23 protein-coding genes and 1 pseudogene are annotated in these 22,900 nt (G+C 70.0%); 10 read left to right on the top strand and 14 right to left on the bottom strand.

Annotated features, from left to right (window positions below; translation table 11 throughout):
* Positions 1 to 18: 18 nt before the first annotated feature.
* Positions 19 to 927 carry a DMT family transporter gene (locus RWN05_RS17335; RefSeq protein ID WP_240555589.1) on the top strand — a complete coding sequence of 303 codons (909 nt, stop codon included), beginning with the start codon at positions 19 to 21 and terminating at the stop codon, positions 925 to 927.
* Positions 928 to 935: 8 nt separating this feature from the next.
* Here RWN05_RS17335 and RWN05_RS17330 read toward each other — a convergent pair whose 3' ends face one another.
* On the bottom strand, positions 936 to 1,601 hold the full coding sequence (locus RWN05_RS17330; RefSeq protein ID WP_314140499.1) for an SIMPL domain-containing protein: 666 nt from the start codon (positions 1,599 to 1,601) through the stop codon (positions 936 to 938).
* Between the two features lie 41 nt (positions 1,602 to 1,642).
* On the opposite strand from RWN05_RS17330, the gene RWN05_RS17325 reads away from it, so the two are divergent.
* Together RWN05_RS17325 and RWN05_RS17320 are read left to right on the top strand one after the other, a co-directional pair.
* Positions 1,643 to 2,215, top strand: coding sequence for a hypothetical protein (locus RWN05_RS17325; RefSeq protein WP_139205383.1), 573 nt, complete (start codon positions 1,643 to 1,645; stop codon positions 2,213 to 2,215).
* 63 nt (positions 2,216 to 2,278) lie between these two features.
* A complete protein-coding gene (locus RWN05_RS17320; RefSeq protein WP_314140497.1) occupies positions 2,279 to 3,427 on the top strand; it encodes an NAD(P)-binding domain-containing protein in 1,149 nt (382 codons plus the stop codon).
* 5 nt (positions 3,428 to 3,432) lie between these two features.
* Here the strand turns inward: RWN05_RS17320 and RWN05_RS17315 are convergent, their stop codons facing one another.
* On the bottom strand, positions 3,433 to 4,368 hold the full coding sequence (locus RWN05_RS17315) for a DMT family transporter (protein WP_314140495.1): 936 nt from the start codon (positions 4,366 to 4,368) through the stop codon (positions 3,433 to 3,435).
* Between the two features lie 90 nt (positions 4,369 to 4,458).
* Here RWN05_RS17315 and RWN05_RS17310 point away from each other — a divergent pair, with 90 nt between their 5' ends.
* Positions 4,459 to 5,022, top strand: coding sequence for a CGNR zinc finger domain-containing protein (locus RWN05_RS17310; RefSeq protein WP_314140494.1), 564 nt, complete (start codon positions 4,459 to 4,461; stop codon positions 5,020 to 5,022).
* A gap of 29 nt (positions 5,023 to 5,051) precedes the next feature.
* Here RWN05_RS17310 and RWN05_RS17305 read toward each other — a convergent pair whose 3' ends face one another.
* Positions 5,052 to 5,600, bottom strand: a complete 549-nt coding sequence (locus RWN05_RS17305) for a DinB family protein (RefSeq protein WP_314140492.1) — start codon at positions 5,598 to 5,600, stop codon at positions 5,052 to 5,054.
* Positions 5,601 to 5,703: 103 nt separating this feature from the next.
* Entirely contained in the window at positions 5,704 to 7,002 is a 1,299-nt protein-coding gene (locus RWN05_RS17300; protein ID WP_158596528.1) for a serine hydrolase, read from the bottom strand.
* Between the two features lie 146 nt (positions 7,003 to 7,148).
* Between RWN05_RS17300 and RWN05_RS17295 the strand changes: the two genes are divergently transcribed.
* From RWN05_RS17295 to RWN05_RS17275, 5 genes are all read left to right on the top strand, one after another.
* Complete coding sequence (locus tag RWN05_RS17295; protein ID WP_314140491.1) at positions 7,149 to 7,457, top strand: DUF2470 domain-containing protein; 309 nt, start codon at positions 7,149 to 7,151, stop codon at positions 7,455 to 7,457.
* A gap of 128 nt (positions 7,458 to 7,585) precedes the next feature.
* The gene (locus RWN05_RS17290; RefSeq protein ID WP_064294771.1) at positions 7,586 to 7,996 is read left to right on the top strand and encodes a DUF4383 domain-containing protein; all 411 of its coding nucleotides are present in this window, start codon (positions 7,586 to 7,588) and stop codon (positions 7,994 to 7,996) included.
* Between the two features lies 1 nt (position 7,997).
* Positions 7,998 to 8,612: a hypothetical protein gene (locus RWN05_RS17285; RefSeq protein WP_314140489.1), complete on the top strand. Its 615-nt coding sequence runs from the start codon at positions 7,998 to 8,000 to the stop codon at positions 8,610 to 8,612.
* A gap of 94 nt (positions 8,613 to 8,706) precedes the next feature.
* Complete coding sequence (locus tag RWN05_RS17280; protein WP_314140488.1) at positions 8,707 to 9,366, top strand: biliverdin-producing heme oxygenase; 660 nt, start codon at positions 8,707 to 8,709, stop codon at positions 9,364 to 9,366.
* 122 nt (positions 9,367 to 9,488) lie between these two features.
* Positions 9,489 to 10,193, top strand: coding sequence for an alpha/beta fold hydrolase (locus RWN05_RS17275; protein ID WP_079003637.1), 705 nt, complete (start codon positions 9,489 to 9,491; stop codon positions 10,191 to 10,193).
* A gap of 51 nt (positions 10,194 to 10,244) precedes the next feature.
* Here the strand turns inward: RWN05_RS17275 and RWN05_RS17270 are convergent, their stop codons facing one another.
* Both RWN05_RS17270 and RWN05_RS17265 read right to left on the bottom strand, forming a co-directional pair.
* A complete protein-coding gene (locus RWN05_RS17270) occupies positions 10,245 to 10,682 on the bottom strand; it encodes a hypothetical protein (RefSeq protein WP_079003638.1) in 438 nt (145 codons plus the stop codon).
* An 89-nt stretch (positions 10,683 to 10,771) separates the two neighbouring features.
* The gene (locus tag RWN05_RS17265) at positions 10,772 to 12,031 is read right to left on the bottom strand and encodes an ATP-dependent RecD-like DNA helicase (protein WP_079003639.1); all 1,260 of its coding nucleotides are present in this window, start codon (positions 12,029 to 12,031) and stop codon (positions 10,772 to 10,774) included.
* 66 nt (positions 12,032 to 12,097) lie between these two features.
* On the opposite strand from RWN05_RS17265, the gene RWN05_RS17260 reads away from it, so the two are divergent.
* Positions 12,098 to 13,165 carry a hypothetical protein gene (locus tag RWN05_RS17260; RefSeq protein ID WP_314140487.1) on the top strand — a complete coding sequence of 356 codons (1,068 nt, stop codon included), beginning with the start codon at positions 12,098 to 12,100 and terminating at the stop codon, positions 13,163 to 13,165.
* Positions 13,166 to 13,233: 68 nt separating this feature from the next.
* Here the strand turns inward: RWN05_RS17260 and RWN05_RS17255 are convergent, their stop codons facing one another.
* The 8 genes and pseudogenes from RWN05_RS17255 to rpmB all read right to left on the bottom strand — a co-directional run bounded on the left by RWN05_RS17255 (position 13,234) and on the right by rpmB (position 22,633).
* Positions 13,234 to 15,228, bottom strand: coding sequence for a cytochrome c oxidase assembly protein (locus tag RWN05_RS17255; RefSeq protein ID WP_314140486.1), 1,995 nt, complete (start codon positions 15,226 to 15,228; stop codon positions 13,234 to 13,236).
* Positions 15,229 to 15,356: 128 nt separating this feature from the next.
* On the bottom strand, positions 15,357 to 18,563 hold the full coding sequence (locus RWN05_RS17250) for an SMC family ATPase (protein WP_314140485.1): 3,207 nt from the start codon (positions 18,561 to 18,563) through the stop codon (positions 15,357 to 15,359).
* Positions 18,563 to 19,732, bottom strand: coding sequence for an exonuclease subunit SbcD (locus RWN05_RS17245; protein ID WP_314140484.1), 1,170 nt, complete (start codon positions 19,730 to 19,732; stop codon positions 18,563 to 18,565). The genes RWN05_RS17250 and RWN05_RS17245 overlap by 1 nt, the downstream gene beginning before the upstream one ends.
* A 171-nt stretch (positions 19,733 to 19,903) precedes the next feature.
* On the bottom strand, positions 19,904 to 20,185 hold the full coding sequence (locus RWN05_RS17240; RefSeq protein WP_064294762.1) for an HU family DNA-binding protein: 282 nt from the start codon (positions 20,183 to 20,185) through the stop codon (positions 19,904 to 19,906).
* Between the two features lie 203 nt (positions 20,186 to 20,388).
* Positions 20,389 to 21,801: pseudogene (locus RWN05_RS17235) on the bottom strand (DHA2 family efflux MFS transporter permease subunit); the annotation flags it as partial.
* 120 nt (positions 21,802 to 21,921) lie between these two features.
* Positions 21,922 to 22,227 (bottom strand): 30S ribosomal protein S14, encoded by a 306-nt coding sequence (gene rpsN, locus RWN05_RS17230; protein ID WP_064294760.1) that lies wholly within the window; start codon positions 22,225 to 22,227, stop codon positions 21,922 to 21,924.
* Positions 22,228 to 22,229: 2 nt separating this feature from the next.
* Complete coding sequence (rpmG, locus tag RWN05_RS17225; protein WP_056010525.1) at positions 22,230 to 22,397, bottom strand: 50S ribosomal protein L33; 168 nt, start codon at positions 22,395 to 22,397, stop codon at positions 22,230 to 22,232.
* Entirely contained in the window at positions 22,397 to 22,633 is a 237-nt protein-coding gene (gene rpmB / locus RWN05_RS17220) for a 50S ribosomal protein L28 (protein WP_056010522.1), read from the bottom strand. Before rpmB ends, rpmG begins: the two co-directional genes overlap by 1 nt.
* Positions 22,634 to 22,900: the final 267 nt, after the last annotated feature.

The following is a 22,900-nucleotide window of genomic DNA, read 5'->3' as shown; positions in this document are numbered from 1 at the left end:
GCGCGCTAGCGTGGTGCAGTGATCCGCAGACCGCGACCGAGCCAGGCGGCGACCGGCGCCCTCCTCGTCCTGGCCGGACTCGTCTGTCAGGAGCTCGGCGCATCGATCGCGGTCACGCTGTTCCCGCAGGTCGGTCCGATCGGCATGGTGACGCTGCGCCTCGTGTTCGCCGCGCTCATCCTGCTGGCCGTCGCCCGCCCATCCCTGGGCGGACACCCGAGGAGCGCCTGGGTGTCGGCGGTCGGTTTCGGAGTCGTCCTCGCCACGATGAACGTCTGCTTCTACCTGGCTCTGGACCGCATCCCGCTCGGTCCGGCGGTGACCCTCGAGATCCTCGGCCCACTGGCGCTCAGCGTCATCGCGGGTCGTCGATGGACGAGCGCGCTCTGGGCGGGCGTCGCCCTCGTCGGCGTCCTCCTCCTCGGCGGGGTGCTCCTCCACAGCGGACCGACGGCCGCACTCGATCCGATCGGCGTCGTCCTCGCGCTCGCCGCCGGCGCCCTCTGGATCGGCTACATCCTGCTGTCGGCGCGGACCGGGACGGAGTTCCCCGGCCTGAACGGTCTGGCGATCGCCGCCGCCATCGGGGCTCTCGTGACCATCCCGCTCGCCGCGACGACCGCCGGCACCGCGCTGTTCGATCCCGTCATCCTCCTGCTCGGCCTGGGCGTCGCCGCGCTCTCGTCTGCTGTGCCGTACGCGCTGGAGTTCGTAGCCCTCCGACGACTCAGCGCTGCGACCTTCGCGATCCTGCTCGCATCCGCGCCGGCCATCGCCGCGATCGCCGGACTTCTCGTGCTCGGTCAGGAGCTCACGACACCGCAGTGGCTCGGCATCGCCTGCGTGGTCGGTGCGGGCATCGGCGCCGTGCTCTCAGCCCGACGGGGTCCCTCACCCGAGGTGCAGCCGAGCATCGCGCCGAGCTGATCGTCAGGTCAGGACGCGGAGAAGCGGGCGTGCACCCGGGAGGACACGGTGATGTCCTCCGGCTTGAGGTCGAGGGCGGTGTCGCCGGCAGGAGCCGCGGCCCCGCGCATCATCGGTGCCGCGGCCTGACTCGACGGCGAGCGGGTGTCGTCGCCCAGCATGCCGGGTTCCGCCAGGGCGACCGGCCGCACGGCGCCGAGCCCGAGGCTCCTGGCGTAGGCGGTCGCGCGGTCCACGGCGTCGCGGACGGCGTTGTGCTGAGCCTCGGCCGTGATGCGGTGCTTCGTCGCATCGGTGAGCGCCCAGGTGACACCCGTCACCGTGACGCCGTCCTGGGTCGCGATCTCCTCGGCCCAGCGGGCCAATGCCTGCAGGTCGGCGAACTTGACCTCAAGCGCGACCGTCGCGTGGTGCACGAGCGGCAACTGCTTCCCGTCCTTGTTCCACGGCCGCTCGCTCCACACCCGCAAGCGATCGGCCGACCACCAGGTCACGGCCGACTGTGCGCGGAACTGCTCCGCCGCCTGACTGAGCGCACGGTGCAGTGCGGTGGCGTGGGAGACGACGGGCTCACGTTCCGGCCCCTGGAACCCCGCCGAGATGAGGACGGTCCCACGTTCGGCCGGGTGGTGGTAGTCGAAGCGGCCCTCGACGGTGATGATCGTTTCACTCATACCCGGCACTCTATCCCGCGACGGCGGCTACGCTCTGGACCATGACGGACGGCGGAACCTGGGCGGATCGACGACATGGACGACGGGGGAACGAGTACGGTCCAGCCAGTCGGGGACTCCCGCCGGGCGATGTGGAGACCGTCGCGAAGTACCTCAAGGAGCGCGTCTACGCGACCTTCACCGGCCTCGCGATCGTCCTCGTGCTGGCGGCGAACGTGGAGCACCACGACGCGCCCGACGCGCTCTTCTCGCTCGTCATCGGCGTGGTCGGCATCACCCTCGCCGGCCTGGTCGCCGAGATGATCGCGCACCTCGCCGCCCACGGTGCGTTCCCCGACGAGCGCGGGTGGCACTCCATGCTCCGGATCGCCTGGGGCTCGCTGCTCACCGTCGCGACCCCCACCATCCTGCTCGTGCTCGCCGTGTTCGACGTCATGGAGGTCGAGACCTCCCTCCGCGTGTCCGCGATCGTCTACCTCGTCACCCTCGGGCTCAGCGGTTGGTTCGCCGTCCGCCGCGCACGGCTGTCCGTCTGGCAGCAGCTCATCGCGCTCGCGGCCCTCGTCCTCCTGGGGGTCCTCGTCATCGGCGTGCAGGTCCTGGCCCACGGCTGAACCGCGGGTTCGGGCTCGGGCCCCGTCGGAAATGCCGGAGGGGTCGACGACGTTGAGGAGCACGTGAGCACTCCGGAGACCGTCGACGTCGTCGTGATCGGCGCGGGTCAAGCCGGGCTGTCGGCCGCGTACCACCTGCATCGCCGCGGATTCGTCCCGCTGGGCACCGCCCGTGGCGCGACCGCAGCACGCACCTTCGTCGTCCTCGACGCGAACGACGCCCCGGGCGGTGCCTGGCAGCACCGATGGCGGTCGCTCACCATGTCGACCGTCAACGGGATCTACGACCTGCCCGGCATGCCCAAGCCCGAGCTCGATCCCGCGTCGCCGAGTGTCGAGGTCATCCCGCCGTACTTCGCGGCGTTCGAGGAGCGTTTCGCCCTCGCGGTCCGCCGCCCGGTGCAGGTCCGCGCCGTCCGCCGCGAGGACGACGACCCGCACGGTCGACTCCTCATCGAGACCGCGGCGAGCGCCGACTCCTCGGGCGCCGACTCCCCCGCCGCCGTGTTCCGGGCGCGGGCGGTCGTGAACGCGACGGGCACGTGGACGAAACCGTTCTGGCCCGCGTACCCGGGGCGGGAGCGCTTCGAAGGACGCCAGCTGCACGTGGCCGACTACGTCTCCGCTGACGAGTTCCGCGGCCAGCGCGTCGTCGTCGTGGGTGCCGGCATCTCCGCCATCCAACTCCTCGAGGAGATCTCGCGGGTGGCGGAGACGGTGTGGATGACGCGACGCGAACCGGAATGGGTGGAGGACGACTTCGACACCGCCGCGCGGGTGGAGGCGATCAAGGGCGTCGAGGAACGCGTGCGCCAGGGCCTCCCGCCGGGCAGCGTGATCTCCGTGACGGGGATGCACTGGACGCCGTGGGCGCGGGCGGCCGAAGCGCGCGGTGTCCTGGTGCGTCAGCCGATGTTCCGCCGGATCGAGGAGCACGGCGTGGTTCTCGCCGACGGCTCCTTCCTCCCGGTCGACGCCATCCTCTGGGCCACCGGGTTCCGGGCGGCGCTCGACCACCTCGCACCGCTCGGCATCCGGCTGCCCGGGGGCGGTATCCGGATCGACGGCACCAGGGCGGCCGACGAGCCGCGCGTGCACCTGATCGGGTACGGCCCCTCAGCCTCGACGGTCGGCGCGAACCGGGCCGGGAGGGCGGCGGTCCTGGCGATCCTCGCCGACCTCGACGCCACCGTCGCCCTCCCTCAGCACTGACCCCGTCACTGCACCGGCACGGGGATGGGCACCGCGGGAGCCCGCTCGGAGCGTACGAAGCCGATCCCCAGCAGGATGCACACCCCGCCGAGGAGCTGCGCGAGCGACAACTGCTCCCCCAGGAGGATCCAGGCGAACCCGGTCGCCGCGACCACTTCGAGGAGGCCCGCGAACGACGCGAGTCGGGAGCCGAGCATCTGACTCGCGGTGATACTCGCCGCATAGGCGACCGCCGTCGACACCACCCCGACGAACAGGAGCGGCACCCACCAGGCGACGTCGGTGCCGAGCACCGTGACGTCGGCGTCGGAGGTCGTGAAGGGCACGCCGACGAGCCCGGCGAGCCACAGACTGAGTGCCCCGATGAGCAGACCGATGGCGGCGAACGCCACCGGAGGCAGCCCCTTCGCCGGCCGCGCCGAGATGACGTAGTACGCGGCGCAGCCCACCATCGCGAGGATGGCGAACAGCAGACCGACCGGGTCGAGCGTCGAGCCACCGCTCGGAGCGACGACGAGCACGAGCCCGACGAGCGACACGACGGAACCGACGAGGACGACCGTCGCGGGACGATGTCGGGTCAGCACCCACGCGACGGCAACGAGCAGCAGCGGCGCCATGTACTCGACGAGGATCGCGGTCCCGACGGCGATGGTCTGCAGCGCCGCGAAGTAGACGAGCTGCGTCGCCGCCACCCCGATGAGGCCCATGCCGAGGAGTCGCCAGCGGCCACGCCAGACCGCGTCCCAGCGACCGCGCAGTGCGATGAGGGCGAACGGGGCGAGCACCAGGCCACCGATCAGGGCGCGGACGGTGACCGCGGCAGCGGGGCTCCACCCCGACGCGAGCACCGGTTTGATGAACGCTCCGGAGGTGCCGAACGCGACCGCCGCGAGCACCGCGACGAGCAGACCGACCGTGGTCGAGGACGTGTGCTTCATGGGTGTCTCCAGCTGCCGCGAGTGGGGCCGGCGGAAGAGGTGGACGCCCGGCTGAGATGAAGCTACTCTCGGAGAGAGTAAGGAGTCAACTTGCGTTTTGCCCCTGACACCGAGGATGCGCTGCACTTCGCCGCGCTGCTCGTGAACACCCGCGCATCGGCGTCCCGCAGCGGTGGCGACGAACTCGCGACACCGCCGCAGCTCGTGGAGCTCCTGCGCGTCAGTCGGTACTCGGGTCGGGTCGACGGCGACGAGCCCGAGCTGGCCGCAGTGGCGGCACTCCGAGAGCGGATCCACGCGCTCTGGGCCTCCGACGCTGACGCCCCGGACACCCGTGACCGCGCCGTCGCCGAGATCAACGCGATGCTCCGGGAGTCGGCCGCGCTCCCCCAACTGCGCCGCCACGACGGCTTCGACTGGCACCTCCACGCCACCGAGTTCGACGCACCGCTCGTCGATCGCGTCCAGACCGAGATCGCCATGGCACTCGTCGACGTCGTCCGGTCCGACGCCTGGGACCGTCTGCGGCTCTGCGCCGCCGACGACTGCGACGGCCTGCTCGTCGACCTGTCCCGCAACGGTTCGAAGCGCTACTGCTCCGTCCGCTGCAGCAACCGCGTCAACACGATCGCCTTCCGCGCGAGAGCGCAGTAGCGGGCGTCACCAGACCCGGATGACGACCATCACTGCGATCTCGTCACATCCCAGAGGTGGTGCACCGGGTCATGGATGAAGTAGCGGCCGAGGGTCTCGGTCGTGAAGCGCGCGCCGTCGCTCCGGCGGCCCGTCCGCGCGAGCGCGTCGTCCGGCACCCGCTCGAACGCTGCTGCGAGCACCGTCGCGGCCTCGACCAGTTCCGCGGAGACCCGTTCCGGGTCCTGCTCGCCGTAGCGCTCCTCGAGAGCCGTCGCATCCTGGTCCCAGTTCTCGAACGCGGGATCGTCCTCGTCGAGGACGAGCCGCAACCGGACGTCGAAGATGCGGAACACGTCCCGCACGTGGGCCGCGTACTCGAGCGGCGACCAGGTCCGCGGGTCGGGCCGCTCCCGGACGTCGGCACGCTCCAGCACCGCCGGCCACGCGGCGGCGTTCGCCAGGATCAACCCGGGGAGGTCCCGGAACCCGAACCGCGAGGTGTCCATCCCGCACTCGGAGCAGGCGCGCTCGAGGACCCAGGTCCAGTTCTTCGAGTCCGGGACGATGGTGTCGCCGTCGGGGGTGTTCGTCGTCATGGGTTCACTCTAGGAAGCGGCATGGCCCAGCACCCTCGCGAAAGCGTCATCGTGCCGCGATCCGCCGCCACCGTCCGCTGGCGGCGCCGCGCCGATGCCTCCGTTACCCGGCGGGGGCGACCGGCGGGGCGCAGACCATCGCCGAGGCGGCGAGCTGCTCCGCCATCTGCTGCTCGGACCACGGGAGTGCGATCTCGGGGGCCTTCTGCCCGCTCGCCGGTGCCGCCTTCGCACCGATCGAGGCGAGCTGCATCGCGAGCGTCTGCGCGAAGCCCGCACCGAGCGTCGAGTTGTTCAGCATGACGACGACCGTCAAGCCGGAGGTCGGGTCGGAGAAGGCCGCCGAGAGCGACCCGGGGATCGACCCGGCCTGCCCCCGGAGCGGACCGATCTGCAACCCGCCCACGCCGAAGCTCTTCCAGGTCGGCTCAGCCTCACCCAGCGAGACGGGGTCCTTCCACTGCTTCTTGTACGTGCTGTCGTTCAGCAGCGAGCCGGACGCGAAGGACTGGGTGAACTTCCGCAGATCGTCGACCGAGGAGACGACGCCACCGGCGGTCCACACCATCGAGGTCGACAGCTCGGTCTCGTCCGTCGGTGCGTCGCACTGGTAGGTGCCGTCCGCGATCCGCGGCGTCAGGTACCCCTTGGGGTGCGATCCCGGAAGCTCGACGGTGGAGGCGTCGGGGAAGCTGGACTTCGACATGCCGAGCGGTGAGAAGACGTAGTGGTCGTACAGGGACTGCCAGGACTGACCGGTCAGCTCCTCGAGCGCCATGCCGAGCAGGATGTAGCCGGTGTCACTCGAACCGAAGAGCGCCCCCGGAGCCGTCCGCGTACCGCTCGCGAGCCCGTTCGCGAGGATCTCGGCCATCGACCAGTTGCGGGTCGGGTTGGTGACGAACTGGGCGTTGAGCGCGGGCGTGTAGGTGCCGAGCCCCGACGTGCCATTGCACAGCTGCTGGTAGGTGATGCCCTCGATGCCCTGCACCTGCGGGAGGGTCTTGTGGACCTGGTCGGTGAGCTTGATCTTGCCCTCGTCGACGAGCTCGAGGAGCACCGTGCAGGTCATCGGGCGCGTGGTGTCGCCGATGCGGTAGACCATGGACGGATCCATCTTGGTCTTGCCACCCGGCTCGGTCGTGCCGACGCCGGCCGTGAAGCTCCCGGCCCACGGCGCCCAGACGCCGACGATGGCACCGGAGGATCCGGACTGGGTGACGGCGGCCTCGACCGCCGCCGTGATGGCGTCGGTCGTGTCGCCCGCGAGCGTGCCGCTGACCTGGTCGGGGAAGTCGGTATCGGACACCGACGGGCCCGAGCAGCCGACGAGTACCGTCGCGAGGGTCGCCGCGGTGAGGAGTGCGGCGAGACGCCGGCGCCTCGGAGCTGTTGCAGTCAAGTCATCCCCCTGATGAGCGGTCTGCGGAGCTGCAGACTGTTCCCGATTGTAACCGGGCGCGGCTGAGAGCTGCGGTCGCACGCCGCGTGCCGGTCACACGGGCGGCGGACCTGGTGCGGGGCCCGTCGATGGTGTTCCCTGGAGAGGTGACCTCGAACGCCTTCCCGCAGACCACCGTCGACGCCGTCCTGGCGCACATGAACGGCGACCACCCCGACGACAACGTGCTCATCGTGCGAGCCTTCCTGGAACCCACGGCCGAGGCCGCCACCATGATCTCGCTGGACGGGACGGGTGGCGAATGGACCTGGACGGTCGACGGCACCGCCGCGGGTGGACGGGTGCCCTGGCCCGCCGGCGCGATCACCGAGCGCGGCGAGATCCGACGCGAGGTCGTCGCCCTCTACGACGCCGCGTGCGCCCGTCTGGGCGTGGAGCCACGCCCGCACGACTGAGCGACGGCCACCCCTCGGCCGTCGACCTCGGACGACGGCCTCAGGTGACCAAACCGTCGACGCCCGCACCTCCGAACTCCTCAACGCCCCGGGACGACTCGCGGCACGAAGGATCAGGAGGCATTCCCATGCGTCATTCACCCAACCGGCTCCTCGCCGCCGTCTTCGGCGCGGTCTACGTGGTCGTCGGACTCCTCGGCGGGATCGTCGCCGGCGGCCTGCCGTTCCTCACCACCGAGGGCGGTCTCCTGCTCGGGATCTTCGAGGTCAACCCGCTGCACAACATCGCGCACGTCCTCATCGGGGCGGCCCTGCTCATCGCCGGGCTCTCGAACGTCGTCGCGGCCAAGACCGTCAACACGGTGATCGGTGGGTTCTACCTCCTGCTCGGTGTCGTCGGATTCTTCATCGTGGGCTCCGCGCTCAACATCCTCGCGCTCAACACGGCCGACCACTTCCTCCACCTCGCGAGCGCCGTGGTGCTGCTCGGCGCCGGGCTGGCTGCGGACAAGCGCACGCACCGGGCGGCGACGGCCTGACATGTCGGTCTCCGTCGAACGGCAGGACGCCCGGACGGGTGAGGACGACGCGATCCGCTCCGGCACGACGTCGATCTCGAACTGTCTGCTCGCGATGTGCGCACTCGGCGCCGGTCTCGTGTTGATCGCGACCGGCGCCGGGTCCTCTCCCGTGGGTGCGATCCCGCTCGTCACCCTCGGCGTCGCCGCACTGCTCTGGTCCGTCGTGGTCCTCGTCCGTGACCGCGTGCCGAGCCTCCGCGCGTCCTTCGCCGGCGCGGTGGGCGCGGTGGTCGTCTGGGTGGCGCTCTACGGACTCGCCTCCCTCGGCGTCACGACCGTGCCGCCGTTCCTGCCGACCCTCTCGTCCACAGTGTTGCTGCTCATGGTCGCCGGGGTGCTCGCACGGCGACTCCGGCGGGTCACCCTCGCATCGACGGCGCCGGACGAACTCGAGCTCGACGCCCTGGTGACGCGCGCGAGCCGTCGGCCACATCGCGAGCCGAGCACCGGACGGTACGTGCTCACCCTGCTCGTCGGGGCGGTGTTCGTGGCGGCCCTCACCACACCGGCGCTGGCGCAGACCAACGCCGGTGCGTTCGCGGTCCCGCACGGTTCCCTGCACAGCAGCCACTGATTTCCTCCACAGCGACAGATCCACCCTCCCGTTCAGGAGCCCGGCCCGTTACACTTAGGTAACCCTTACCGAGCCAGCCGACGCGGAGTCCGACATGAGCACTGTGATCCCCTTCTCCCAGGCCCTGCGCGAGCGCACGTCCTCCGGCCACTCCTCCAGCGAGGGGGCGGACTTCATGAGCGACCTCATGACCGGGAAGGGTTCGAAGGAGGACTACATCGCCCTCGTCGCACAGCACTTCTTCATCTACGAGGCCCTCGAGGCCGCCGCCGACCGCATGCGCGCCGATGCCGTCGCCGCTCCGTTCATCAGCGACAAGCTGACGCGGCTCCCCGCCATCGTGCAGGACCTCGAGTTCCTCATGGGTCCGGAGTGGCGCGAACAGATCACCCCGCTCCCCACCACCGCCCGGTACGTGGCACGGATCAACGAGGTCGGCGCCGTCTGGCCCGGCGGCTTCGTGGCGCACCACTACACCCGGTACCTCGGCGACCTCTCGGGCGGGCAGATCATCCGCACGCTCATGCAGCGCCAGTTCGGCTTCGACACCAACGGCGTCGGCTTCTACCTCTTCGGCGACATCGCGAAGCCGCGCGAATTCAAGGACACCTACCGCGATCAGCTCGACGCCGTCCCGTGGGACGACGAGGAGCAGGCCCGCGTGATCGACGAGGTCATGGTGGCGTACCGCTTCAACACCGACCTCTTCCGTGACCTCGCGACCGCGAAGGCCGCAGCGACCGCCGTCGCCTGATCTCCCGTCCATTCGCCCATTCTTGGGCGAATGGGTGTTCGTTCGCCCAAACATGGGCGAACGAACTGCGGGCGGCGAAGCACCCCTCCCGCCGCTCGCAGGCCCGGCGTAGCATCTCGGGCATGGACGTCATCCTCGTACCCGGTTTCTGGCTCGACGCATCCTCCTGGAGTGCGGTCACACCCCCGCTCGAAGCGGCAGGCCATCGGGTCCGACCACTCACGCTCCCCGGCCTCGAGAGCGTCACTGCCGACCGCGCCGGCATCGGCCTCCGCGACCACGTCGACGCCGTGGTCGCCGAGATCGACGCCGGTGCCGAGCCCGTCGTGCTCGTCGGGCATTCCGGCGGCGGCGCCATCATCTCCGCCGCGATCGACGCCCGCCCTGACCGCGTCGTCCGCGCCGTGTACGTCGACTCGGGTCCGCTCGCCGACGGTGCGTGCATCAACGAGGAACTCCCCTCGTCGGGTTCCGACATCCCACTGCCCGACTGGACGGTGTTCGACGCGGAGGACCTCGTCGACCTGGACGACGAGGTCCGTGAACAGTTCCGGGCCAGAGCCGTCCCGCAACCGAAGGGCGTCGCCGTCGACCGACAGCAGCTCTCCGACGACGACCGTCGCCTGTCCGTCCCGGCGACCGTGATCGCCTGCGAGTTCTCCTCGGAGATGCTTCGCGGCCTGATGGAACAGGGCCACCCGTACGTCGCGGAACTGGCACGGCTGCGCGACGTCGAGTTCGTCGACCTGCCGACGGGCCACTGGCCGCAGTTCACGAAGCCGGCCGAGCTCGGCGCGATCCTGCTCCGGGCCGTCGATCGCACCTGACCTCTGCTCAACCCCCGACCAGGCTGGTCAGCGGGAGGCGTCGACGGGCGCTCAGGTCATGAGGTACGCGAGCGGGACGACACCGAGTATCGCGATGAAGATCACTGCCAGCACGGCGTACATCGCGATCTGTGCGCCGCGCCCCTTGATGACCGCCTGGCCCCTCGGTGCGAGCGAACCTGAGACCCACTGCTGCGCCGGGGCGATGTAGTCGAGCGTGGGCGCCTCGCCGGGCTGGAGCAGGTAGTCGGCGCGGCCGAACTCCCGCAGCCAGGCCATCGAGCACGAGACCTGCACGGGCCGGTCGGCCGGAACCGTGAACCGCGACGGGCCCCAGGCTGGACGGTGTTCGAAGCCGTCGATGCGCACGACGGGCGGGATGAACCCCCAGTACCCGGCGAGGGGTGGCTTGCTGGCGTTCAGCTCGAGCGTGCGCCAGGCGGTGATCGGACCGGGCTGCGGCCAGCCCTGCTGCATGGGATGCGTCATAACCGACAATCGTAGGGTCACCGAACCCGTTCGTTCGCCCCTTTTTGGGCGACAGAACGCCGATTCGCCCGACAATGGGCGAACGGACGCTACTGCCCCGACATGAACCGCTTCACGTCGGTGTCGACGATGATGTCGCTCGGGCGCAGCGGCCGGGAGAGGTAGAGACCGTCGAGCGTCGAGATCCGGCTGAGCGCGACGTAGCTCTGCCCAGGGCTGAACGCGCGGCTGCCCAGGTCGACGATCGCGCGGTCGTAGGTCTTGCCCTGCGACTTGTGGATGGTGACCGCCCACGCGAGCCGCAGCGGGAACTGCGTGAACTCGGCCACGATGTCGCGCTTCAGCTGCTTCGTCACCGAGGAGTAGGAGTACTTGTACTTCTCCCACGTCGCCGGTTCGACCTCGAACTGCTCGCCGTCGACCTCGACCCAGACGGTGGAGTCGATCTTCACCACGGTCCCGAGCGTGCCGTTCACCCAGCGACGCTCGCTGTCGTTGCGGAGGAACATGACCTGCGCACCGACTTTGAGGTCGAGCGCCTCGTCGGCGGGGAACGCCCGCCCGCCGAAGTCGCCCGAGACCTCCGCGTTGGCGGTGAGCGGCTTGCCGTCGAGCTTGGCGAGCGCCGCCTTGTTGATGCGGTCGACGGTGTCGTTACGGCTCGCGAGGGTGATGACGCCGTCCTCCGGTGGGGTCCTGGCGCCCATGCCGTTCAGCCGGCCGGCCATCTCGGCGGTGACCTGGCCGTGCCGGACACCGTTGAGGAGGTACTTGAACTCGGCCTCGTGCTGGCGGTGGATCTCCGTGAGCTCGACGAGCTGCAGCGGCGTCTCGGACCACACCTTGGCGTCGAAGAACCAGAACGAGCGGTAGGTGTCGGCGATGTATGCCCGCTCCTCGAGGCTGCCCGGCACGGGAGCGAGCTGGTACGGGTCGCCGAAGAGGACGATCTGCACACCGCCGAACGGCTCGCGCGGCCGCTGCCGGGCCTGCCGGAGGCTCCGGTCCATCGCGTCCATGAGGTCGGCGCTCACCATGGAGACCTCATCGACGACCAGGGTGTCGATGGAGTTGAGCAGCTTGCGGGTCTGATCGTTCTGGTCGATCGTGTGGTCGGCGATGAGCCCGATCGGCAGGCGGAACAGCGAGTGGATCGTCTGACCGCCGACGTTCAACGCGGCGACACCGGTCGGGGCGCAGATGGCCAGCTGCTTCGAGGTGTTCCAAGCGAGGTGGTTGAGGAGCGTCGACTTCCCGGTGCCCGCTCGCCCCGTCACGAACAGGTGCTCGCGGGTGCTCTCGATGCGGTCGAAGACGGCTTGCTGCTCGGCGGAGAGGGCTACGCTCATGATGCTTCGGTTCCCTCCCGTTTTCGCCCTCCAATCCTATGCGAGGTGCCCGCCTAGGATGTCAGGATGAGCCATGTCGCGACACGTGGGGAGCTGCGACGCCCGGGAACGGTGCGCGGTGCGCTCGTCCGCGCCGTCGTGCTGTGGCTCTGCATCGCGGCACTGCTCGTCGCGGCCATCGTCTCCGCCTGGTCGGCCGTCGCCCGCGACGTCTACGGCGCCGGTTCCTTCGCGCGCGGGTACCTCGACGCCCTCGCAGACGACGACGCCGCGACCGCGCTCGCGTTGCCAGGAGTCGCCCTGAGCTCCGCCGAACTCGCCGACGCGGGCCTGCCGCCCGACAGCTCGGACGCCCTGCTCCGGAGCGAGGCGCTCGGCACGATCGAGGACGTGCGCCTCGTCTCGGACGTCACGACCGCCTCGGGCGCCCACGAGGTGACCTTCTCGTACCGACTCGCGGGTCAGCCGCACCGCACGGCGTTCTCGATCACGAGCGGCGAGCGCACCTTCGGGCTGTTCCCGTCGTGGCGCTTCGAGACGAGCCCGTTGAGCGTCGTCCAGCTGACCGTCGCACACACGACCGGGTTCCGGGCGAACGGCTTCGAGCTCGACACCCGCCGCGTCGCGGAGGGGACCGAGGGGGCCTTCACCTCCACCATCCCGCTCCTCACCTTCACGCCGGGCAGTGTCGACTTCGACGTCGACACCACCTACCTGGCGGCTTCGGTGGAGACGGCGACGACGACCGAGGTCGCGAGCGTCGTCGACGCCGAGGTGACCGCGAGTGCCACCTCGGACTTCGTCGGGGAGGTCCAGACGCAGATCGACGGTTACCTCGACAACTGCGCCACGCAACAGGTCCTCCAGCCCACCGGATGCCCGTTCGGCATGGTGATCCGCGATCGCGTGGACGACCTACCGGTGTGGTCCATCGCGGCCTACCCCGTGGTGGCGGTCCAGCCGGGCGACACCGGTTGGCAGATGCCGGCGACGGCCGGAGCCGCGCACCTCGTCGTCGACGTGAAGTCGCTGTTCGACGGCACGGTCTCGACCCTCGATCAGGACGTCCCGTTCACGTTGTCGGCGTTCGTGACGATCCGCGACGACGGCTCCCTCTACATCGACCTCCGCTGAAGCCCGCGAACTGTCACTCCAGCACGGTCCGACACCCCTCACACTGTTCCGGAGTGACAGTTCGCGGGCTAGGAGCGGGTGTCGTTGGCCGCCATGCGCGCGAGACGCTCGTTGTACTCGTTGAGCTCCGCGTCGTTCGTGCGGTCCGCGTTGCGATCGAGTCGCTTCTGGTCCTTCGCGTCGCTCTTGCTCCACGAGATCGCGACGGCGACGGCGAGCGCCAGGGTCGGGATCTCGCCCACGCTCCAGGCGATCCCGCCGCCCGTCTGCTGGTCGAGCAGCGGCACCTGCCCCCAGGTGCGTCCCATCGCCCCGAACCAGTCGGCGAGGAACAGCCCGGTCGAGGAGATGATCGCCAGCCCGAAGAACGCGTGGAACGCCATCGTCGCGAAGAGCAGCAGCAGCCGCATGGGGTACGGCAGGCGGTACGGGACCGGGTCGATGCCGATGAGCGACTGCACGAAGAGGTAGCCGGTGATGAGGAAGTGCACGACCATCCACTCGTGACCGATGTGATCCTCCATCGACCAACGGAACAACGGCGTGTAGTAGAAGACCCAGAGTGATCCGGCGAAGAGCACCGCGGTGACGATCGGGTTCGAGATGATCCCCGCGAACTTCGAGTGCACGGCCAGGAGCACCCACTCCCGACCCCCTCGGGAGTCGTCGGAGCGCTTCCGCACCGCCCGCGCGAGCAGCGTGACCGGCGCTCCGGGGACGAGGAGCACGGGGACGAGCATGGTGAGGCCCATGTGCCCGAGCATGTGCACGCTGAAGAGGTATGGCTGGTAGACGTTGATGCCGCCGCAGGTGAGGTAGAAGAGCACGAGCAGCCCGAGGACCCAGCTGACGGTGCGCAGGATCGGCCAGGAGTCACCACGGCGGTGCAGACGGACGACGCCCGCGATGTAAAAGAAGATGCCGAAGGCGCAGGCCAGCAGCCACAGGAGGTCGATGTTCCACTCGGTGAAGTACCGAGCGAAGGTCAGTTCCGGCGGCAGTTCCTCCCCGGTCAGCAGGACCGCTGGTGTCGGCGCGGTCGGCACGGTCTGGTCGACCGGCGGGGCCGTCTTCGCGAGGGCTGCGGCGGCTCCGGAGGCGACACCCATGAACCCGAGCTCGAGGGCGACCAGCCACCAGAAGGTGCCGGTGCGGCCCGCGGGGCTGTCCGCGCGCGCAGCGGCGGAGCGCTCGATGCGGCCGATGAGCACCCGACGCTGCAGCGCGCCGAACAGGCCGAGCGCCAGCAGCGCGAAGACCTTGACGAGGACGAGGATGCCGTACGGGGTGCCCAGGCGGTCGAGCGAGCCGATGCGCAGCTCAGCACTCACGTATCCGGAGACCGCCACGACGACGAAGGACACGAGTGCCACGGTCGAGTACCGCATGAGCACGGGGGCGAGCCGGCCGTCTTCGAGGGTCTTGCGGATGAAGACGAGCGTGAGCAGACCGCCGAGCCAGATGGCGGCGAACACCAGGTGCAGGCCGAGTGCGGTGACGGCGGCGTTGTGCCCGCTCGCCTCGGCGGAGTGACCCTGCTGGGCCATCGGCAGCAGCGACACGAGGGACAGCCCGAAGACGAACACGAGCACCGTGTGGTTGCGGACGGCGAAGCAGAGCACCGTGACGGCCGCGGCGATGAGGGTCGTCTGCAGCCAGGCCTGACCCGACTCGATCCCGGTGAAGAAGAGGCTGAGCTTCGCACCGAACGCGTCGTCGAAGGTGAGCGGCACCTGCGTGACGTTCAGGAAGGTGAAGAAGCCCGTCACGCCGGACGCGACGGTGAAGACCGCGGCGCCGGCTGCGGCGACATCGAGCGCCGCGCCGTACTCGCGCCGGTCCGGGCTGAGCGCCCAGCAGGCCATGAGCAACGCGCCGATGGTGACGGCGGCGCTCAGGTTGACGAGCAGTTGTGCGATCGGGAGCCCCCACCGCACCACGGCGCCGGGATCGCCCAGGAGTTGCGCATCCGCTCCACCGCCGAAGGCCAGACCCGCGAGGAGGGTCGCCACAGCCACGAGGAGCAGGAGGGCAGGACCCGCGAGGCGGACGACACGATTCACGCTGCAAGCCTACGCGGCGCTGCTGGGAACCCCGACCGCAGCGGGATCAGCCGGCGCTCGGTCCCTGAACCGAACCACCGGTCCCTGAGCCGAACCACCGGTCCCTGAGCCTGTCGAAGGGTGCCCGCTCACGCCCGGACGAGCAGCGTCGAGGAGCCGTCTTCGAGCCGCCGCACCTCGATGCGTTCGCCGATGCGCTGCTTCATCTCCTCGACGTGGCTGACGACGCCGACGACGCGCCCGCCGGCCGAGAGCCGACCGAGCTCGGCCATCACGGTGTCGAGCGTCTCGGGGTCGAGACTGCCGAACCCTTCGTCGACGAAGAGCGTGCCGAGCTCGACACCGCCGGCCTCGCCCGTCACGACGTCCGCCAGCCCGAGTGCGAGGCAGAGCGAGGCGTAGAACGTCTCACCACCGGACAGCGACTTCGGATCGCGACGCCGGTCGGTCCGGTGATCGTGGACCGTGAGCGACAACCCGACGCGCTGGCTGCGGGAGGGCCCTTCCTTGACGTCGCTGCGGACGAGCTCGTAGCGCCCGCCGGACATCGACTCCAGGCGCGCGTTCGCCGCCGCCACGACATCCTCGAAGCGGCGCAGGAGGACGTAGGTGCCGAGGGTGACCTTCGTGCTGTTCTCGCTACCGGTGGCCGACACCACGTCGGCGAGGCGGACGACGGCCGCGGCCTCGCGGACCGCGTCGGCGTTCTCGTCGGCCGCCTCGGCGAGTGCCGTGCAGGCGGCAGCCGCGTTGGCCGCTCGTCGCGCGGAGACGGCGGCCGCTGCCGTCGCGGTGCCTGCCGCCGCCTCGGCGTCGGCCAGTCGTCGGGCCGTCGCTTCGACGTCGGGGGCGGCGGTACCGGCGACACCGGCGAGAGCCGGGCTCGCGAGTGCTTCCGCGTTCGCGGTCGTGTGACGCAGGTGGTCGGCCACCCGCGCCTCGGCGCTCGCCCGTTCGACCCCGTTCATGGCTGCGGCTTCCGCGGCCGCGCGGTCGGCGAACCCGGCCCGCTCGAGTGCCGCCTCCAGCTCGACCGCGCGCTCGGCGTCACGCAGGCGCCGGTCCGCGACGGTCGCTCGTGCCGCCGCGAGCAGCGAGAGCGAGGAGAGCTCGGACTCCAGCATCGCGTCGAGCTCGGCGAGTGAAGCCGCTCGGCCGGCGAGGACACCGGCCACCTCGGCGCGGGCCTGCTCGTGGGCGCGCTGCGCGGCGGCGAGCCGCTCGGTCAGTGTCGCCCGAGTGGCGGTGCGTTCCGACACCGCGACCACGCCGGCCAGGTGCTCGTCCGCGAGGCGCCCGGCCTCCGCGACCTCGGCGTCCGCCTGCTCGGCGGCGACCACGGCCTCCGCGTACTGCCGATCGGCCTCCGCAGCGGCCGCCTCGACGGCCGCCCGCTCCACGATCGGGTCGAAGCCGGCCGTCGCCGTCGTCGAAGCGTCGGTGGAGCCGGCCGCGGTCACGTCGCTCGGGTCGTCGGCCAGCGCGATGAACTGCTCGACGAGGCGTCGGCGCTCCGCCTGGGCGATGTCCCTGGTGCTCTGCGCCGACTGCATCGTCGCCTCGGCATCGGCCCGAGCGACGGACGCCGCTTCGACCGCGTCCGCATCGGGGTGGTCTCCGTCGAGCACCGCGGGCGCCGGGTGGCTCAGCGAGCCGCAGACGCTGCACGGCTCGCCGTCCCGCAAGCCGGTGGCGAGTTCACCCGCCATGCCCTCGATCCTCCGGAGGCGCAGCGACGTCTCGACGTCGATCGCCGCCTTCGCGGCCGTGGCGGCCTCGGTGACCTCGTCGATGAGCCCCGCGAGGCGTTCGTCGGCCGCGTCCACCCGATCCAGCACCGCACGGCGTTCAGCCGCGCGCTCGACGGACCGTGCAGCGCTGGCCAGCTCGGTGGCTGCACGCGAAGCGCGCTCCGGTGCCGAGCTGAGCGCTGCCCGGCGGGCGTCCCGTCGCGTCTGTTCCGCTGCGAGCTCGGCGAGCCGTTCATCGACCGTCGCGAGTTCCTCGGTCAGTGCTGTGAGCGCGCGTTCGCGATCGGTGTCGGCGGCTTCGAGGACGAGCACGGCCGCCATCGACGCTCGCTCGACGGTGAGGGACTCGCGGCGCGCGGTGAGGGACGCGTCGTCGAGTGCGACGATCGCATCGTCCACCTGCCCCTCGACCGCGGCGAGGGACGCGATGGCGTCCTCGAGCGCCGCCGATGCCGTGGCCGCTCCTGCGAGCGCTGACGCGACGGTGTCCGCCCGAGCCGCTGCCGCGATCCGTGCGGCGAGCCGTGCGACCGGTTCGTCGTCCACCGAGAGCAGCTCGCGCTCGGTCAGCAGCTCCGCGCGACGTTCGATGGACGCGAGCAGTGTCTGGGCCGCGGCGTGTTCGGCGCGAGCGCCCTCCAGGGCGAGCCCTACCTCGGCGGCGGTCGAGGCGTCGGCGGCGGCCTGGCGCTCGAGGACGGCGACGATGCGCGAGGCGTCACCGACGAGGTCTTCGGAATCGGGTTCGAGCGGCACCGCGAGGGCCGCGACATCGGGGGCGTGCTCCGCAGCCGACGGGTCGGAGGCCGTCGCGGGATCGACCTCCTCGGCATCGACTGTCGAGGAGGCGTCCATCCCGGCCGGGGTGTCCGCTCCCCTGCCCGTGACGGGTTTCCGTGCGTCGTCGAGTTCGGCCGCTCCCGTGAACCGGGCGATCGCGCGGCCCAGCGCTTCTCGTGCGCCTTCGATGTCGCGTTGGGCCTGCCGTCGCTGCTCGACGAGGTGCTTGGCGACCCGCTCGTAGTGCTCCGTCCCGAACAGGGACCGGAGGAGTTCGCTGCGCTCCTCACCGCCGGCGGCGAGGAACTTCGCGAACTCGCCCTGCGGGAGGACGATCGTCTGGACGAACTGCTCCCGGGTGAGACCGACGATCCGGCTGATCTCGGGACCGATCTCCTGCGCGCGGGTCGACAGGGTCTCTCCGGCCAGTGCGTCGGGATCGGTCAGGCGGACGAGGGTGGCGCTCGCCTGCTGCGGTGTGAAGCCGGCACCGCGCTGCTTCGGCCGCTGGTAGGCCGGCGTCCGCCGCACCCGGTACACGCCGGATCCGGTCTCGAACACGAGTTCCACGAACGGTTCGGTCCCGGGCTGCGCATGGTGGGAGTGGAGGCGGTCCTTGCTGGCCCCGGTACCGGCGAGTTCGCCGTACAGCCCGAACACGATGGCGTCGATGATCGTGGATTTGCCGGCGCCGGTCGGTCCCTCCAGGAGGAACAGACCAGCCCGCCCGAGTTCGACGAAGTCGATGGTGTGCTCGCCGGCGTACGGCCCGATGGCCTGCAGCGTCAGTCGGTGCAGTCGCATCAGGCGCTCACCTCCGCGGCGAGTGCCGCCTCGTTCGCCGCCGCGATGAGCTCACGCTCGCGAGTGGTCGCCGGTGCACCCGTCGCGTACTCGATGAACTCCGCGGTGACCTCGACCGGATCGGAGACCGCCGTGACGGCTGCGGCGCGCGCTTCCTCGGAGCGGTTCGCCGGCGCGTGCGACCAGACGAGCAGGTGCGGGAAGCGTCGGGTCAGCGTCGCGTACAGCTCCGGTGGCCGGACGTCGTCGGTGACCGTGGCGCGCACCCAGGCATCGACGGCGCCGTCTCCCGCGGAGCCCTGCAACTCTGCGAGGGTTCCGATGACGTCGACGAGCCGACGCGGCACCGGCGCCGGCAGCAGCTCCAGGTGCACGGAGCCGTCGGCGGCGAGGTCGACCAGCACGCTCGACTTCACCTGGTTGCGTTCGGAGAAGGAGTAGGCGAGCGGCGACCCGGAGTACCGCATGCGGTCGACGCCCGTCGCGGCCCCGACGCGCTGCGCACCGTGGAGGTGGCCGAGCGCGACGTAGTCGAAGTCGTCGAACAGCTGGGCGGGCACCGCATCGACACCGCCGATCCGGATGTCGCGTTCGCTGTCGCTCGCGAGACCACCGATGACGAAGGCGTGCGCGGCCACGACCGATCGGACCGCTCCGTGCTCGCGGCGCTGCGCGAGATCGGCTCGGACGCTCGCGAGGGCTGCACCCATGACGGCGGCGTGCGACCGCGCGAGCGGCTGGTCGTCCGGGGAGAGCACCCCTCGTGCGGTGTCGGGGTCGAGGTAGGGCAGCGGGTAGAAGGCGACGGGCCCGTGTTCGTCGTCCACCAGGACCGGTTCGCCGATCCGCGCGAGGTCGGCTCTGATGTCGATCCCGTCGCGCAGCATGGCGGCGCCGAAACCGAGCCGGATGGCCGAATCGTGGTTGCCCGGTGCGAGGATGACCCGGGTGCGGCCCGCCAGCCGCCCGAGCGACTCCGACAGCAGCGTCACCGCCTCGACCGGCGGGATGGCGCGGTCGTAGATGTCGCCGGCGACGAGGAGGACGTCGACCTCCTGGTCCACGACCGTCTGCTCGAGGTGCGCGAGGAAGTCGCGTTGGAAGCGGAGCAGGTCGACCCCGTGCAGCGAACGGCCGAGGTGCCAGTCCGAAGTGTGGAGGATCCGCATGACAGCAATGCTAGGCCGAGCCGCCGACACCTCGCCCTGCTCCGGGCGGCACCCGGGCGGCACCTGGACGAACGACAGCAGGGCGTCGCTCTCGCGACGCCCTGCTGTGTGGTCTGGACCGACGGAGTGTCTCCGCGGTCCGAGTCCGTGCGGGCTCGCGCCCGCGACGACTTACTTGACGGAAGCCTTGAGCTTCGAGCCGGCGGTCACCTTGACGCGCTTGCCGGCCGGGATCTGGATCTCGGCGCCGGTCTGCGGGTTGCGGCCCGTGCGAGCGGCGGTGTCGGTCTGCTCGAAGGCGATCCAACCCGGGATCGAGACCTTGCCGCCCGTGGCGACGGTCTCAGCGACGGTGGTGAACAGCGCGTCGACAACGCTGCCGACGGTCGCCTGGCTCTGGCCGGTCGATGCGGCGATGGCGGCGACGAGTTCGGTCTTGTTCAAATTTGCCATTGTGAGGGTCCTCCTCGGACGTTGCTGCAACGTACAGCTGATGTGTTGGTAGCGAAGGTGTCGCTGATACGGCACCAACTGGTCGGTGTGACCGCCTCGAATGTAGCAGCAATCCGCGAGATTTCGCGGATTTCTCCGCTCTACGCGGACAATCGGGCCTGCGTGTCGGTCGTTTCCCAGCTGGGAGCCGTCGGTGCGAGCGCTCAGCGGACCCCGATGACGCTGTGCCCGGCCGCCCGCGACAGCAACCACGCCTCGATCGTCGGGAAGAGGGTCAGGACGGCGATCGCGAGGAACGCGAACTGATACGGCAGCAGCTGGCCGCCACCGACCCCGTCCTCGAGGGAGAATCCGGTCGTCAGCAGGATCGCCCCGACAGCGACACCGAAGCCGCTCGCGACCTGCTGCAGGGTCGAGTTGAGCGTGTTCGCCCGAGACATCGCAGTGGGTTCGACGTCGGCGAACGTGATGGTGTTGTACGCCGTGAAGCCGATCGACCGGGCGACCCCGCTGACGAAGAGCAGCATCGCCGTCAGCACGATTGACGTGTCGGCGGTGAGGGACGCCATCCCGGCCATGCACAGGACCCCGATCAGGTTCGACGACACGAGCACCAGACGGAATCCGAACCGCCGCAGCATCCAGGTCGTCGCCGGTTTGATCGCGAGGTTGCCGGCGAAGAGGAAGAGCACCATCGATCCCGCCTGCACCGGTGTCCAGCCGAACGCGTCCTGGAACAGCAGCGGCAGGAGGAAGGGGACGGCGCTGATCGTGAGTCGGTAGACACTGCCGCCAACGTTGGCCAGACGGAAGGTCTCGATCCGCAGCGAGCGGAGATCGACGAACGGGTGCGGCGCACGGAACAGGTGTCGGATCGCGAGGGCGAGCAGGACGACACCTGCCACGAGCGACCCGATGAACCACCGGGCGTCGAACCCGGCTCCGGACACCAGGGACGCCGCCACCAGGAGCGACGCCAGCCCGACACAGGCGAGGGACAGGCCGAGCCAGTCGAGCGGCGGCACCTCGTCGGCGGCGAAGTCGGGGACGATGCGGAGCGCCACGACGAAGGCGACGACACCGATCGGCACGTTGATGAGGAAGATCCAGTGCCAGGAGGCGTACTGGGTGATCACCCCACCGAGGAACGGCGCGATGATCGGGGCGGCGAGGGCGGGCCACGTCAGGATGGCGATGGCCTGGATCAACCGCTCCTTGGGCGTCACCCGGAGCACGGCCAGCCGGCCGACCGGCACCATCAACGCCCCGCCGACGCCCTGGAGCACCCGGAAGCCGACGAGCATCGGCAGGCTCGAGCTCAAGGCACACAGCACGGAGGCGATCGTGAACACCGCGATCGCCAGCGCGAAGATGCGCTTGGCACCGAACCGGTCCGTCAGCCAACCGCTGACGGGGATGAGGACGGCCACCGTGAGCAGGAATGCGGTGACGGCGAGCCCGACGGCCGTTGACGAGGTCCCGAGGTCGCGCGCGATGCTCGGTGCGGCTGTGGTGAGGATCGTCCCGTCGAGGTTCTCCATGAAGAAGCAGCCTGCGACCAGGAGGGCGATGGCCCGTTGCGTGCGGACGTCCAGCAGCGCCTCCTCGATGGATGTGGGAACCGTTCGATCCTTGCAGCTGTCGCCGACGACGCGAAAGGGCCGTCCGCGATGCGGACGGCCCTTTCGGTGTTGCGATGCTGTGTCAGCGGAATGTGAGCTCCGACTGAGCGGGTGTTACCAGCTCGACTTGCGGACGCCGGGCAGTTCGCCCTTGTGCGCCATGTCGCGGAAGCGAACGCGGCTGATGCCGAACTTCGAGAGGTTACCTCGCGGGCGACCGTCGATCGCGTCGCGGTTACGAAGGCGAACCGGCGAAGCGTTGCGAGGAAGCTTCTGGAGGCCGAGGCGAGCTGCTTCACGCGACTCGTCGGTCCCGGCGGGGTCGACGAGGGCCTTCTTCAGCTCGGCGCGCTTCGTGGCGTAGCGGTCGACGATAACCTTGCGCTGCTCGTTACGGGCGATCTTGCTCTTCTTAGCCATGTTTAGCGCTCCTCTCGGAATTCAACGTGCTTGCGCACTACGGGGTCGTACTTCTTGAGCACGAGACGGTCTGGGTTGTTGCGACGGTTCTTCTTGGTCACGTACGTGTAACCGGTACCAGCCGTCGAACGGAGCTTGATGATTGGACGGACGTCCTGCTGCTTAGCCATTAGATCTTCACCCCACGAGCGAGAATGTCCTTGACGACGGATTCGATGCCACGGGCGTCGATCACCTTGATGCCCTTGGCGGACACCTTGAGGGTGACGTTACGACGCAGCGAGGGCACGTAGTAGGTCTTCTTCTGCACGTTCGGGTCGAAGCGGCGCTTCGTGCGACGGTGCGAGTGCGAGATGTTGTGACCGAAGCCGGGAACGGCTCCTGTCACCTGGCACACTGCTGCCATAGTAGTTTCTCCTTCATTACCGCAGGGCGACTGCCCTGCCCAAGATCTCTTGTCGGCGTGCGCGATCCCGGTCTGCGTGAGCGGTGGGGGATCGTGGACACGATGTGGACATGGAGCGTCCACACCAAGGGTCAAGCGTACGCTGTGACCAGGCGTTTCGCAAATTCGTGTTTCTCGTACTGAACGCGCTGTGCGTGTTAACGCGCTGCGTGTTAACGCAAAATGGCCACCCAAGAACCTTGGGTGGCCATTTCAACGAAGAAGTCC

Origin of the sequence: uncultured Plantibacter sp., from assembly GCF_963518075.1 — a bacterium.
Taxonomy (GTDB): Bacteria; Actinomycetota; Actinomycetes; order Actinomycetales; family Microbacteriaceae; genus Plantibacter; species Plantibacter flavus_A.
Note: the sequence above shows the minus strand (reverse complement) of the source record. Positions and strands in the feature narration are given on the sequence as shown.